8 protein-coding genes are annotated in these 14,898 nt (G+C 72.4%); 4 read left to right on the forward strand and 4 right to left on the reverse strand.

Annotated features, from left to right (window positions below; all coding sequences use genetic code 11):
* The first annotated feature begins 147 nt into the window (after positions 1–147).
* Complete coding sequence (locus ACF088_RS15465; RefSeq protein ID WP_392376278.1) at positions 148–849, forward strand: FadR/GntR family transcriptional regulator; 702 nt, start codon at positions 148–150, stop codon at positions 847–849.
* A 64-nt stretch (positions 850–913) separates the two neighbouring features.
* Here the strand turns inward: ACF088_RS15465 and ACF088_RS15470 are convergent, their stop codons facing one another.
* Complete coding sequence (locus ACF088_RS15470) at positions 914–2,773, reverse strand: GMC family oxidoreductase N-terminal domain-containing protein (RefSeq protein ID WP_392376279.1); 1,860 nt, start codon at positions 2,771–2,773, stop codon at positions 914–916.
* Positions 2,770–4,128, reverse strand: a complete 1,359-nt coding sequence (locus ACF088_RS15475; RefSeq protein WP_392376280.1) for a hypothetical protein — start codon at positions 4,126–4,128, stop codon at positions 2,770–2,772. The genes ACF088_RS15470 and ACF088_RS15475 overlap by 4 nt, the downstream gene beginning before the upstream one ends.
* A gap of 404 nt (positions 4,129–4,532) precedes the next feature.
* On the opposite strand from ACF088_RS15475, the gene ACF088_RS15480 reads away from it, so the two are divergent.
* Complete coding sequence (locus tag ACF088_RS15480) at positions 4,533–5,030, forward strand: MarR family winged helix-turn-helix transcriptional regulator (RefSeq protein ID WP_392376281.1); 498 nt, start codon at positions 4,533–4,535, stop codon at positions 5,028–5,030.
* 265 nt (positions 5,031–5,295) lie between these two features.
* Here the strand turns inward: ACF088_RS15480 and ACF088_RS15485 are convergent, their stop codons facing one another.
* Positions 5,296–7,362 (reverse strand): cellulase family glycosylhydrolase, encoded by a 2,067-nt coding sequence (locus ACF088_RS15485; RefSeq protein ID WP_392376282.1) that lies wholly within the window; start codon positions 7,360–7,362, stop codon positions 5,296–5,298.
* A gap of 60 nt (positions 7,363–7,422) precedes the next feature.
* Positions 7,423–8,565, reverse strand: coding sequence for a GDSL-type esterase/lipase family protein (locus ACF088_RS15490; RefSeq protein ID WP_392376283.1), 1,143 nt, complete (start codon positions 8,563–8,565; stop codon positions 7,423–7,425).
* Positions 8,566–9,382: 817 nt separating this feature from the next.
* Between ACF088_RS15490 and ACF088_RS15495 the strand changes: the two genes are divergently transcribed.
* Positions 9,383–12,010, forward strand: coding sequence for a LuxR C-terminal-related transcriptional regulator (locus ACF088_RS15495; RefSeq protein WP_392376284.1), 2,628 nt, complete (start codon positions 9,383–9,385; stop codon positions 12,008–12,010).
* 227 nt (positions 12,011–12,237) lie between these two features.
* Positions 12,238–14,850: a LuxR C-terminal-related transcriptional regulator gene (locus ACF088_RS15500; RefSeq protein WP_392376285.1), complete on the forward strand. Its 2,613-nt coding sequence runs from the start codon at positions 12,238–12,240 to the stop codon at positions 14,848–14,850.
* Positions 14,851–14,898: the final 48 nt, after the last annotated feature.

Here is a 14,898-nt window from a genome sequence, read left to right on the forward strand (position 1 = left end):
GAGTGGCCACGAGCAGAACGGCACCGCCGCCGGTGCCGACGGGAGCGGTCAGCGGGCGGAGTTGACGGGCCGCTGCGTCATTGCTTCACTACGGAATCCCAGTGGCTGAGCCACTGATTCAGCCACCGGACTCCTGGAGACTTCCCCATGCCTGACGAGACCCTCGCACGTCAGTCGGTGGTCGACCTGCTGGAAGCGCGACTGCGCGACGACATCCTGGACGGTGCACACCAGCCGGGGGCGCTGCTCCCCCCGGAACGCGATCTCGCCGCGCGATACGGCGTCACCCGTACGACGCTCAAGCACGCCCTCACCCGCTTGGAACAGGCCGGCATGCTGCGTACCCGGCACGGCATCGGCACCAAGGTCCGGGACGTCCTGAAGGTAGGCGGCGCCGAGCTGCTGCCGATGCTGGTGGCGCGGGACAGCACCTGGCTCGCGGAAGTCTTCGAGGCCCGCCGGCACATCGGCACCCTCATCGCCCGGCGCGCCGCCGCTCGGCGCACCGCTGCCCAGGGGCGACGGCTGTCCGCACTGCTGGCGACAGTGGCCGAGGCGGCGGACGGTGACGCCGCGCAGCTCGCCGACGTCGAAGTGCACCGGGAACTCGCCCGGGCCACCGGCAACAGGGTCTATCTGCTGCTCACCAACACCTTGTTCAATGCCTATCTGCCCGTGCGGCTCGCCCTGCGTGCGCCCTTCGAGCAGCCCGCCGAGGCCGCCGCGCGACTCGCCCCGCTCGTGGAGGCGGTGCGCGACGGCCGGCCGGAGGACGCCGAGCGCGCAGCGGAGCGCTATCTGCGGGCCACGGAGAAGCAGATGCTCCGTTCCCTGGAGACCTCACGCTGATCGGCAGGCCGGTCCCGCCGGGCCCCTGCCAGGCGGGACCGGCGGGCGGTCTTCGGCTCGCCGGTCAGGTGGCACCCACCTTGAGCAGTGCCTTGCGGCTCACGGCGAGGGCTGTGGCCATGATGGAGAGTTGGGGATTCACCTCCGGGCAGCTGGGCAGGGCGGACCCGTCTGCGATGAGCACGCCGGAGATCCCTCGGAGCCAACCGTCCTCGTCCGCGGGGCATACCTGCGCGTCGGTGCCGATCGCGACCGTTCCGGTGGGATGGAAGGCGGAGAGGTGAAGCTGCCGGGCGGAGAGCGTGCGCACCGTCTCGTCGAGTTCGTCCGCGGACCGGGCCCGCGGGGCGGTGGTGACGCCCGTGAGGACCTCCTCCGCGCCCGCGGCGAACAGCAGCCGTCCCATGGCGCGGACCGCCCTCAGCAGGCGGTCCCCGTCACGCGGGTGGAGTGCGTACCGGATCAGTCCGCGGCCGCCCACCCGTCCGGAGGGGCGGTCGGCGACCATCGCGCCGAGGGTCGCCAGAGAGCCCGCGTCCGCCAACTCCGCGCGGAGTTCTCGTCCGAGGCCGGGGAGGATGAACGAGCTCATGCCCGGCGGCCCTCCGGTCGCCTCGATGAGGATCCCGTCGCTGTGCAGTTCCTCCACGCCGACGCTCTGGAGCACCCCCCGCCATGACTCGACGGGCTCCGGAAACCGACCGGCGACGCTGGTTGCGGGGTGGATCGCCAGATTCCGTCCCAGCCGCGGATGGCGGGCGAGTCCGGATCGCCACAGCAGGGGCGGGGACTGCATCGCACCTGCCGCCACCACCACCAGCGGGGCGAGGATCTCGCATTCGCTGCCGTCCGTCCGCCGGACGACCACACCGCAGGCTCGCGGCCCGCCCGGACGATCCGGCTCCGTCAGGATGCGCAGCGCCCTGGCCCCGGTGACGATCCGGGCGCCGGCCCGGCACGCGTCGGGGAGCACGGAGAGCTGGACGCTCTGCTTGGCGCCGGTCGGGCAGCCGACCACGCATTGGCACGAGCCCTTGCAGCCGGTCGCGTTGCGCCGCAGCGGCGCTGCCTGCCACCCGAGGCGCTCGGCGCCGCGCAGGGCGGTACGGCCGTTTCGGCCCAGGAGGTCGACGGGTGGGGTCGTCACCCTCAGGGTGCGTTCCACGTCATCGAGGCAGGCGCCGAACGCGGCCGTGTCAGCGATGCCCAGTCCGTAGACGTCGCGCCAGCGGGCCAGTACATGGTCGGGTGTGCGGAAGCACGTCCCGGAGTTGACGACGGTGGTGCCGCCCACTGCGCGCCCCACGGGAATCAGTACAGGCGGATTCCCGACGGCGAAGGTGGCCCCTCCGTCGCGGTACAACTCCCCGAACCTGTCGAGGGGCACCCGCCGGGCGAATTCCGCGGTGGTGTGCTGCCGCCCCTCCTCCAGCACGAGCACCCGCAAGCCGGCCTGGGCGAGCGTGCGCGCGGCCATCGCCCCGCCGGCACCTGACCCGACCACCACGGCGTCGGCGGTCGAGCGGTCCGGCCACGCGCCCGAAGGCACGCAGTCCAGCGGCGGGTCCTCCGGTGTCGTGGCGGCGGAGTCGGCGGCAGGGGTCTGGTGGAGCATGCGTGCCGTGCCCGCGGCCAGGAGTACCGGCATCTTCAGCACGTCGAACTGCGCCAGCAGTCCGGGCCGCCGACTGATCGCGGCGAGCAGGTCCTCCCGCTCGGCGGGCAGCAGTTCGCCGAGCCGGCGGCCGGTCCGCAGGGCGGCGTAGGCATCGACGGCCGATGCGGCGCCGTGGACCGCCGCACGCGCCGCGACCGGCATCCTGCCGAGCAGGGTCGTGAGCCGCGCAGGCACCGAAGCCGCCCAGGGCGAGTGCTCGTCCTCCGCCAGCAACGTGGCGACCAAGCCCTCCAGTGCGCGGCTCATCGCTCCCCCACTTCGGCGTGCGCGGTGCCGCTCAGGCTCCACGTGGCTTCGGTGCGCCAACGGCCCCACCAGCGCTCCCACTCGATTCGTGCGTCCGACGTCTCGCTGTTGCGGCACACCGCCGTGCTGCCGTCGGGGTCGGTGTACTCAAGGGCCAGGGTCCGGTCCACCGGCTGGGTCACCCGGACCCGGATGCGATGCAGGCCGGACCGCCCGGTGACCGTCCACGACGGCAGTCCGATCCGGGCGCGGAAACGGCCGGCCCCCAGCCAGCCGACGGCGCTGCGCTCCGCCGTCCGCGGCCAGGTGCCCCCATTCCTGCGCAGCCGGAGGAACACGGTCGGCGGCAGCCTGCGCAGTCCCGCCTTCTTCGAGACCGCGGCCACTATTTCCAGAATGTCCCCCGCTCCGAGGTCCGCGTGCAGCCAGGCCCATCGCAGGGCGTTGCCCTCGCCGTAGATCCGGGCGTCGGCGCCCGGTGCCGCTTCGAGGGGCAGCCGTCGTCCCTCGTGCGTGACGCTGCCGGTGTAGGTGGCGGACGGTGCGCTGACGAGGTGGGCGGCGGGAAGCAGCCCGCGCCGCCAGGCCCAGCGGGGAAAGGTGTACAGCGCGGCGCTTCGGGAGTGCCTGGTGAGGTCCCAGGCGAACGCCCCTGCCGTGCCCCGCAGCCTGTCCGGGCCGGCTTCGACCCTTTCGGCCGCGAAGGACTGCGGTACGGGTCCTGCCGATGGCGCCACCGGATCCGGTCCGAACCGGGCGTGTTGCGGGGGTGCGTCCGGCGGGAAGAGCCCGACCCATCCGTGCGCGTAGGCGGACGATCCGTCGGAGGGTGCGGTCAGTTCGTGGTGCAGCCACAGGCCGGTACCGGTCACCGGGTCCGTCACGGTCGTGTACCAGACCTCGGTCCGGCCGGGCTCACCCTCCCAGCGGCGGGCGTGCAGGGAGGCCGGTTCATCGCTCAGGCGGGGCCATCGGAAGCTCGTCACGAACGGCACCAGGGAGCGCGCCACTTCGAACCGCAGCTGACCGTGTCCGGCCTCCTGCCCGCCGTCGAGCAGGACGAACGGAAGGACCGTCAAGGAGGCCAGCGGTCGTCGGGGGGAGACGGATTTCCAGCCGTCGAGCGTGTAGTGGCGTCCCCTCACGGTGAACCGCATGCGGTAGCGAATGCGGCGCCGGGCGAGGGGCGATATCTCCATCTCCCCGCACACCGGCACGTCCACGGCGAGGCCCTCGATCCGCACCCGCCCTTTGATCCGGCCTTCCGTCGTGCGATGCGGCAGCAACATCCGGTCGGTGCGCACCGCGAGGTCGAACCGCATCCGTCGCCCGGCGGATTCTCCTGCAAGTCGCACCGAGCCCCTCATGGTTTCCCTGAATTCCGTCGACCGGCCACCCATCGCTTCTGCCTCCGATTGATCCGTGTACCGGGGGTCCGACGCACACACCGCCGCTCGCCGAAGACCTCACCCAGTGGTTAGTGGCTCAGCCACTCAACCACTATCGAATGCCCCTGACAAGACGCTCCCGCCCTTCCCCGCCCTTGCGTTCGGCGCGGACGAACCGCTTGACGCGGAGCCGCCGTTGCCCGCTTCGCACGCATCCCCGCCCACCCGTCGCGGCCCCACGGGCCACAGCCGGGAGCCTCCGGCGGCAGGTGCCGCTTCACCCTCGTGGCAATCGGCCGACCCGCCGCCCCCCCTCCCCATTAGCACAACCACATTTGCGCAACCAGAGTTGTCGAATACACAATGGCGCTGTGCCCGAACCTTCCTCACATGCCCTTGCCAGCGACGATCTGGACACCGGCAGCCTCGCGCTCTTCGTCGGCTTCGCCTCCTCCCAGCTGGTTCAGGAGCAGCTCGCCGAACAGGGCTTCGGCGATCTCCGCTTCTCGCACGGCTACGTCTTCCAGCACCTCGTCGACGACGCCCGGCCCACCGTCGGGGAACTGGCCGCCAAACTGGACATGACCCAGCAGGGCGCCTCCAAGGCCGTCGTCGAACTGGAACGCCTCGGGTACGTCGAGCGGGTCGCCGATCCGCAGGATGCCCGCGCCCGCCGTGTGGCGCTGACCGCCCACGGGCGCGCAGCGGTCGCCGCGGCGCGACGCGCCCGGAGCGCCGTCGATGAACGCCTGGCCGCCCGGTTCGGCGCGGATCGGCTGGCCGAACACCGCGCTCTGCTGGCCCAGTTGCTGGACGAACTCGGCGGCACGACCGACGTCCGGCGTCGCAGCGTCCGCCCGCCCGCCTAGGGACGCCCTCGCTCGTGTTCGGCGTGCCGACCGCGGAACAGGGGCCGGAGGGCAGAGCGCGGGCGCGGCACAGTTGACATGTACGTCTCCTGAGCAGGGGGGCCGGCGAGGAGCACGGCAGGTCTCGGTACCGCACTCCTCGCCTACGTCACGGAGGAGTGGTGAGCCGCGGTGCGGGGCTCACGGGCCGGGGCACGGAACGGCAGGCAGGACTTGCGCCCGGTCCGGAGGTCCCGGCCGGGCGCCTGCTCCGGCGGACCGTTCGTCAGTGATCGAGCTTGCCGAGCAGCTCGACGGGATTCTTGTGGTCCCGGACGATGCTCTGGTTGAGCTGCGACTGGATGCGGGTCAGGTCGGCCTTGTCGCTCGCGCTCGGGTCGGCGACGACGACCGCGTAGTGCCAGGTGTCGTCGGTCTCGCCGGTTTCCGGGTCGTCCCAGACCATGAGCCGGTGGCCTCGTGCGGTCGAGGCATCCGTTCCGGAGTCCTGCGTGATCATCACCTCGTCCGGGAGATTCCCGGGCGTCTCGTCCTGCACACCGAAGCCGAACCGGGTGGTCTTCTCGGTGATCACCGCAGTCGACGCGGGGTGGAACTGCGGCGGCAGAGTGATTTCGGTCGGGGCGCTGGAGTGCCGGCTCCGCCAGGTGACGAGGGCGAACCTCTTGCCCTTGAAGTAGTGGGCGTCGGTGCCCTGCGGAGCGATTCCGTACCAGTCGAGCGGGGCCTGCCAGCCGTCCTTCGCCATGTCGTTGTAGGTGAAGTTCATCAGGTCGCCCTGCACGGCACGGGGGTAGACCCGCTCGGCGCTGGCCGGGTCGATGGTGAACGACACCGGTCCGCTGCCCTTGTTCACGACGGAGAAGTTCTCGTCGTTCCAGCCGTCGCCCTTGGTGATGACCTTGTCCGGATTGCCGTTCATGATCTCGTGGTGCTTGTCGTGGTAGATGTCCCAGTGCCACTGGGTACCGGAGATCAGCGGGGTGTACGGGTCGATGCGGTTCGGGCCGTTGGCGGCCTTCCACTGGTCGCTCTGTTCCATGCCCTGATAAGTGGCCTTGATGATCCGGTCGGTGTCCTTGGCGCCGATGCCGTTGAGCCACATCCCGTACTCGGAGAGGAACATCGGAATGCCCAGATACCGGGCCTCGTTGCGGACGTCCTGAAGCTGGGGCAGGTAGGTGTTGTTGTCGACCCCGTCGGGATTCGGCCCCATGCGGCCGGAGTCGTAGAAGTGGCTGTTGAAGACGAAGCCGGGGCCGGGCTTCTGCTTGAGGTAGTGACCGCCGGTCGCCGGGGCGAAGACGCCGGCCTGGGAGTTCCAGAAGACCAGAGGTTCGGCGAAGACCTGCTGGGTGCTGAATCCGGTGTCGTCCATGACCTTGCGGACCCGCTTGTAGAACGGCCACAGGAAGTCGTTGTCGAACTTCGACCAGTCGCTGCCGACGACACCGCCGTCGGCCGGCTCGTTGAACGGGTCCACGCCGAGGAAGTGATCACGATCCTCGGCGTGCAGTTGGGACCCGAGGTACTCCAGCGCCTGGGACACCTGCCACACGAAGGCGTCCTGGACCCGCGTCTGCTCCACCGGGGTGCCCGCGGGGAGCGGCCCGGCCGGGCCGCCGAGGTCCTTGACAGGAGAGTTCTTCCAGAAGCTGCGGTAGGCACTCCGGATCAGATCGTTGGTCTGCAGGTTCATCGCCCAGTGCGGACACACGACCCCGCAGTACTCCTTTCCCCCGGGCACCGCCCACCGCGGCGCGCCGTTTCCCGTGAACCAGGAGTCCTTGTGCCACAGGTGCCGGGAGTACAGATCCTGGTGCCAGTCCAGCAGGACGTACAGTCCGCGACCGGTGGCCTCCTTGATCTGTGCGGCGACCTTGTCCAGGTAGTCGTGGTCGATGACGCCCGGCTTCGGGTTGACGCCCTCCCAGGAGATCAGGAAGCGGACGACGTTGGTTCCCGTGAGGTTGCGCATCTGCTGGAAGGCGGCCGCGGCCTCCTCGGTGGTCTTGAACGGCTTGAAGCCCGCCTCGGCGGTCTTCGTCTCACCGGAGGCGTTCCAGCCGCGCAGGGACACTTCCCGGCCGGTGCCGTCCCGGAAGACCTTGTCGGTCACGGAGACCTTGCCGGCGGGGCCGAGATCCCGGACGACGGTCTTGTCGCCGATGCTGATCCGGGAGAATCCCGGCTGCCACTCGTAGTCCAGGCTGTGGTGTACCTCGCCCGCACGGGCGGGCGACGCGCTCATCGTGGCGACCACGCCCAGCAGAGCGGTGAGGAGGACGGGAGTACGCCGTATTCGGGAGGCGGCGCGGGCCTTGTGATGCATGCTGTTGCCTTGTCTTGTGTGGGGGATCGAGAACGCGGGACGAGGGAGTGGGGAACGGCTTCAGCCGGCAGTCAGGTACATGGCGTCATGGCCTTGGCCAGGAGTGTTGCGGCACTTCCACATGCCGCCTCCGGCGTTCCAGATGCGGCCCAGGCAGCGGCCCAGCGCGATCTGTCCGTAGGCGTTGGGATGCAGGGATTCCTTGAGCTCGCCCTGCAGCGCTCCGGTGTTGAAGTAGCGGGCCCAGTCACTGCCGGCGGCGGAGGGCGGGTGTGCCGCGTCGGCCATGTGCGTGCGCTGGGAGCAGGCCTCGCGTCCCTGCAGTGCGTCGCTCAGGTCGAGGAAGTCGGTGCCGTTGGCCTGGGCCACGGACCGGAGTCCGTCGGTGATGCGTGGCATCAGGGTGTCGCGGGCCCAGTCGAGGTCGGCGTTGAACATCGGGCAGCCCTCGTATGTCCGCGCCCCGGACTCCGGATAGCGCATCTCCGCCCCGCGCGGCAGCGGGGACGGGTAGGACTGCACGACCAGGTGGTAGTCCGCGGGGGCGTATCCCGCCCCGGCCATCGCCGCCCGGATTTCCTTGACCGACCTGTCGACCGCCGCCATGGCGGTGGCGAACCGCGCCTGCACCCGGGCCTGCTGGGCGGTGCGACAGCTGCCGGAGCCGGTCAGGTAGCCGGTCATGCACGCCTGGAGAATGTCGCCGAATCCGACGTCGTTGCCGCCGACCGACAGCACCACCATCTGCACACGGTGCGCACGCGCGACCTCGGCCAGGGCATCCGCCTGGGGCCGCTCGCCCTCAAGAGACTGCCCGCCGTGCGAGAGCCGCCAGATGTTCGGGGACTCGGCACCGGAACAGGCGAGGTTGACGGCCTGGTCCACCGGGATACCCGTGCTCTTGATCTCGGCGACGTCCGAACGGAAGCAGCCCCCGTCGGTGGTCCCGTAGACCTTGCCCGGGTCGTATCCGTTGGGCACCGCCGCGCGGTCGGTACCGCTGCGGTCGCCGAAGGGGTCGTCGCTGTTGCCGCGCCACCGGCCGGCGTTGCCCGCGATGTAACTGTCGCCCAGTGAGACGACGGTGGTCGGCCCGGTCGGCGCCGCCTCGGCCCGGGCGGGTGTCACACAGGTCGCGGCCGCGATGCACAGCAGGGCAAGGACATGGGACATGGCGAGGGGGCGGGGTCTGGCTCGGCGCATGGGATTCGGTGCCTTCGGATCGAGAGGTGTGGGGGCGCACGTCGCCCGGGGACACCGAGGCCGGACGCACCCGCGCCGGGCCCGGCGGTTCGGACCGGGGGCCTCTGCGTCCGCCGGGACGCCGCCGTGGTGCTGCCGACAGGTCCCCGGCAGGTGCGGTGGCCCCAGGGTCGGCCCGGAAAGCGGTCCCCGATGGAGCAACGGCTACTCAAAGGCGTGCGTCCGGCGGGCATTTCGTCGCCGGAACCCCGCCCGGGGCGGCGCGGCCCGGCATTCCGCCGGGTCCGGGGCCCGAGGTACTGGCCGAGGGGCTGCCGGGCGCCACAATGCCGCGGGTACGGGCAGTTCCGCCGCCCGTACCCGGAGTATTCGTACGGAGTTGAGTAATCGCTCCCCTGGTCGGTGCCGGGACGGATACCGAGACTGGCCGGGACCATTGATCACTTGGCGCCGCCCCGTACCACCCGCGCGGCCGCCCCGGACCCGAGGAGGAGGTGGGGACATGTCCGCACCAGCACGCCACCGAATCCGGCGCACCCCACCGACGCCGGGACGGGCGGTCGGTGGGCCGCCGCGGGGTCGGCGCCATCGTCTCCGCATCCGTCCGTCACCGCGCTGAGCTTCCGGTTCGCCGCCCGGTCACGCACACCCCGGCGCCCGACCGCTGCGGCGCGTACGCCCCGGCAGCCGCTGCGCGCCCCTGCTCCGTACCCGGCCCCGAAGCGTCCCGTCACCCCGGTGGCCTGCTCCCGTCTTCCGCACGCGTCGTGCTGCCCGGCCGTCGACGGGCCGGTCCTGATTCTCAGCACAGGAACTCATGAATACTCTTCCGCTGCCCCCTCACTCCCCGGTCGCCCGCCCGCAGCCGGTGCTCGCCACCGGCTCGCCCTTCGTCGGCAGGGTCGGCGAACTGGAGCAGATCCGTCGCGTGTTGTCGTCCCGGCAGGGTCCGCGCGGCGTTCTGGTCGCCGGCCCGGCCGGCATCGGCAAGTCCCGGTTGCTGCACGAGGCCCGGGCCTTGGCCCCGCGCCGGCAGCTCGTCAGCCTGCACCCGCGCGCCGATGCCACGGTCTCCGGCCACGACACGGGCCGGCGCCCCTCCCCCGCTGCCCGGGTCCTGGCCGATCTGGTCCGGGCCACGGGGCGGGACCCGGCGTGCGCCTGGCTGCTGAGCATCGACGACGCGGACCTGCTGGGGTCCGCGGTGTGGCCCCTGGTGTACGAGGCGGCGCGTCATCCGGCGGGCAAGGTGCTGCTCTCGGTGACGGGCGACGGGCAGCCCCTCCCACCGGAGATCCAGGCACTGTGGAGCGACCACGCGCTGGTGCGCATGGACCTGCAACCGCTCGACGCGACGACCGTCAAGGAACTGACGGATTCACTGCTCGAAGACGGGCTGGGGCAGACCAGCGCGGCCCGACTGGCCCAGTTGTGTGCCGGCAACCCGCGGCTCCTGCGGGAGGTTACCCGCACGGCCGTCGAGCAGCGCTTGCTGGTGCGGTCGGAGGGCTGCTGGCATTTCCTCCATGAACGACTGCCCGTACCGCCGTCCGTACTGGAGCTCGTGGACCCTCGGTTGCAGCAGCTCGGGCCGGTGGGCCAGGAGGTCCTGGAGCTGGTGGCCCTGGCCGGGGAACCGCTCCTGGCGGCGATCGAGCGCTTCTGCGATGCCGAACAGCTGGAGGAACTGGAGCAGCGCGATCTGCTGCGCACCGTCGACGGCTCCCCTGCCGGCTGCGGTGAACCGCGCGTACGCATCACCCACCCGCTGGTCCGCTACGCGCTGTCCTGCGGCCTTCCGCCGCTGCGCCGACGGCGCCGGCTGCGGGACTGGCTCGCGGCGCACGGCGGACCGGCGGAGATGATGCGGCACGACGACTGCCTGCGCCTGGCCGAATGGCATCTGGACGCCCTCGAACGGCCGCCCAGGGCGCTGCTGGACCGGGCGGTCGAGCAGAGTCTGCGCGAGCAGGTGCTGCCGAGCGCGATCCGGCTCACGAAGGCGGGCTGGCAGCACTACCCGGGTGAGGACACCGCCGAACTCCACGCCCGGGCGCTGACCGCCGGCGCCGAGTTCGCGCAGCTGACGGAGTTCGTCGCGACAGTCCACAGCAGTGCTCCCCAATACGCCCGTGCCCTGGAGCGGGCCGAGGCCCGCGCACTGCTGCTCCAGGCCCGGTACGCGGAGCTGGACGCCGTGCTCCCGCTCCTGCCGGAGGGCGAACAGGACTACTACCGCATGGCCGCCCGGTACTTCCAGGGCCGCTTCGGCGAGGCGCACGCGCGGGCGGAGGCCCTGCGCCGCAACGGGCCCGACGTCCACGCCCTGGAGGCCGGGCTCATCATGATGGGCTCGCTGTGTCACATGGGGCTGCCGGACCAGGCGCTGTGCCTGTACCGCACGCTCCGCTCGGAGCTGGACCGCACGCCCGGCGGCCCCGCCAAATTCCACGCCGACTCCCTGGAGGAGCTGCACGCCTCCGCTCTTCACTACTGCGGCAGGTTCGACGAGGCGGAACAGATCTACTGGCGCGAGTACGCGCAGGCCGTGGAGAACCACCACGTGCGCATCGATGCACAGCGTGGCCTGGCGCTGGGACACCTGCTGCACGATCGCGGCAACATCGAGGGAGCCCTGAAGTGCTTCACGTTCACCTCCAGTTACCGGGTGGGATGGCGGCAGTGGCACGTCAAGGCGGGGATCCACGCCGCCCTCGCGATCAGCTCACTGCCGCTGGACCGGCGGGTGGCGGACCGGCTGCCCGACGACCTGACCGCGGACGAGGCCGGTCACTGCGCGATGTTCCTGGCGGTGGTGCGGGCCCGGCGGCACCACGAGCGAGGGGAGACGGCCCTCGCCGAGCGGGTCCTGCACGACGCGGTGGCGCGGGCGCTGGAGGACGCGGCACATGCCGACGCGGCCATCGGACTGCACGAGTGCGCGCGGCTGTCCCTGCCGACCCCGGCGCCCCCGGCTACCGAGCTGCACTTGGAGGGAGCCTTTCTGCAGACGCGGGCGGCATACGCGGAGGCGTACGCCGCCCGTGAGCCCAAGTTGATGGGACGGGTGGCGCGGGCCTTCGCGGAGATGGGTGCCGGCCTGTTCGCGGCCGAGGCGTACGCCGAACTGGCCCGCTTCCACCAGCGTTGCGGGGGCGTCAAGGCGGCCACCGCGGCCACCGCGCGGGCCCGGGAGCTGCTGCGCGACTGCGGACCGGTGGACACTCCACCGCTACGCTTCCTCGGCCGTTCGGCGCTCCTGTCGGACCGCGAGCGATTGATCGCCGGGCTGGCGGCCCGCGGGTTGCCGGACAAGGAGATCGCGGGGCAGCTGTGCCTGTCCGTGCGTACGGTCAGCAACACCCTTTACCGGGTCTACCAGAAGGTCGGGGCGGTGAACCGCCGGGACCTTCGCGTGCTGATGACGCAGCGGGACGGTGGGTGATCCATGCCCGCTGAGCCGTCGTCCGGGCCCCGTGGGCCGCGGGCGGCCCGGCGCGCGGCGGGTGGCCCGGCCGCGGCGCATGGCATTGACGGCCGACAGGTGTGCGGGGTACCCATGCTCGTGGCAGGTCTTCGGGCCCGGCCGTTGCCCCCACGATGAGCCGCAGCCTGCGGTGCCACCGGCCGACCGCCGCGGTGTCCTGGCATCGCCGATGGCAGGAAGCACCGATGAAGACGACGACTCCCGACCGCCCCCGGCACGAGCAGTGCTGGCCGCTGCTCGGCCGCGACGCGGAGCTGGCCGAGGCGGGCCGCGTCATCGAGGACACCCACCACGGTGGGGTGTTGGTGACCGGGCCCTCCGGCACCGGCCGCAGCAGACTGGCTCGGGAGTGCTGGCAGCGGGCCGGGCACCGAGGACACCCCCGGCTCCGCGTCACGGCGACCGCCGCCGCGCGCTCGGTGCCCCTCGGTGCTCTGGCCCCGCTGCTCCGGCGCGGCTCCGACGGTGCGCCCGCCCTCGACACCGACGGGTTGCCGGGACGGGGACGGCCCGTGCTGCTTCTGGACGACGCACATCATCTCGACGACGCGTCGGCCCGGCTGCTCGCTTCCTGGCTGCGTGGTGGGCGGATCGCCCTGGTCGCCACGACCGACGCACGGGGTGCCGCCGCTCCGTGGCCGGAGCACGCCCTGCACGCCGTCCGCCTGGCGGCTCTACCGCAGGCCGTGGTGGGAGAACTCCTGGAACGGGTGCTGGACGGCTCGGTCGAACGCAGGGCGGTGCGTCTGTTCCACGAGGCCAGCGGGGGGCGACCGCGCGACCTGCGGGAACTGGTGGACGACGCGGTGCGGCGACGGGCGCTGGTGCCGGAAGGGCCGCTGTGGCGGCTGGTGGGCCCGCTCACCGCCACCCCGAGGCTCCACGCCCTGGTCGAGAGCCGCCTGCGTCGCCTCGACCCGCCGCACAGCGCGTTCCTCCAGCGGTTGGCGGTGTGCGGGCGCCTCGCGCTGGACTCCGCGGAACGGGCCTCTGCGGAGGTACTGGCGGACGAGGGCTGGCTCCGCGTCGTGGCGGAGGGGTCGCAGCAGTGCGCCGAGCCGACCGGTCCGCTGTACCCGGAGGTGCTGCGCGCGGGGCTTCCCGCGCAGCGAATCCGTCGCATCCTGCGGGACCAGGCCGCACGCCCGCGGGCGCTGGACCCCGGTCCCGCCGGACTGCTGCGCTCGGTGTGCTGGCGCCTCGAAGCTGCCGACGCCGTGGACCCGGGCGAGCTTGAACGGGCGGTCGTACTGGCCCGCCGGGCCCAGGACCATGCGGTCACGCTGCGGCTGGCCCGGGAGCTGGCCCACGTGCGCCCGGAGCCCCGCACACTGCTGCTGCTGGCCGAGGAACTGTACGAGGGCGGCCATCCCCGGGAGGCCGAGCGCACGGTGCGACGGGCGCTCGAAGAGGCCACTCAGGACGACGACCGGTTGCTCGCCGTGGTGGTGCACGTCCAGAGTCTGGCGTTCGGCCTGCTGCGGGTGGACGAGGCGCTCGCGGTCAACTCCGCGGCCCGGCGGGCGTTCGCCGGTCACCCGGACGTGGCCGTTCTGGAGGCGAACGAGGCCGCGCTGTGGAGCCTGTTGGGAGACGTACGGCGCGCCGAGCGGTCCCTGCGGAACGTCCCTGCGGCGCCCGGAACCCCCGCTTCCGCACTCGCGGCGGTGCCGCGCGTGTACAGCCTGACGGAGTCGGGCCGCACGGGCGACGCGGTGCGGGCCGCCCGGCAGACGCGGGCCCACGGCCGGGCGGAGGGAGGTGCCGACGACGGGGCACACCCGGCGCTGTTGATCGGCGCCGAGGCCCGTGCGCTGGCAGAGGCCGGGGCACTGTCAGCGGCGGAGGAACTGGCTCGGCAGGCTTACGACCAGGCGGTCGATGCCGGCGCGGGGCTCGCCCAGACCTGGTTGTCGGAACACCTGGGCTGGATCTGCTACCTCGGAGGCAGGCTGGGCGAGTCCCGGGTCTGGTACAGCAGCGTGCTCGCGCACGCTCGCGAGGTGGGGCTGCGCTCCGGTGAGTGGGTGGGTCTGTGCGGACAGGCGCTGACCGCGGCGGTGTGCGGCGAGGTCGACCGCGCGGAACTGTGGTGGGAGCAGGCGCGGTCGCTGCGCCCGGGCCGCTGGTGGCGTCCGGAGGCGGCGATGGTCAGCGCCTGGCTCGCGGCAGCGACCGGCCGGCCGGCCCGTGCCCGGGCCGAGCTCGTCGAGGCCGCCGGGGACGCCTCTCGGCGGGGGGTGCGCACCGCGGAGTCCCACCTGTGGTGTGACGCGGCCCGGCTGGGCGCGGCGCGGGAGGCGGTGGCCCCGCTGGCGGAGTTGGCGGCCGGCTCGGACAGTGCGCTGGCCGCCGCACGCGCGGACCTGGCGCGGGCGCTGGCCACCGGGCAGTCCGGTCAACTGGAGTGGTGTGCCGGCCGGCTGTCCTCGCTGGGGGCCGGGCTGCTCGCCGCGGAAGCCTGGAACACCGCCGCCACCGTGCACACCAGGGCCGGCGCCGCAGCGTCGGCACGCGCCGCCCGGGAGCGCGCGCTGGCGCTCACGGGCCCCGGTGGCGCCCGTACTCCCGGACTGGTACCGCCGGCGGTGCGCTGCCGGCTGACCGGACGTGAGCTGGACGTGGCGCTGGCTGCGGCGAGCGGTCTGAGCAGTGAGGAGATCGCCCGGCGGCTGTCCCTGGCGGTCCGCACCGTCGTCAATCACGTCCAGCGGATCTGCGCCAAGCTGGAGATCAACGACCGGACGATGCTGCGGACCGCGATGCACCGCACGCCCGGGGAGCCTGCCGCGGGCTGACGCGGCGTCGTCAGGCGCGCGGCCGCGGGGCCGGAGCAGGCCGCCCGT

It is taken from the genome of Streptomyces sp. NPDC015125 (assembly GCF_043080045.1).
Lineage (GTDB): Bacteria > Actinomycetota > Actinomycetes > Streptomycetales > Streptomycetaceae > Streptomyces.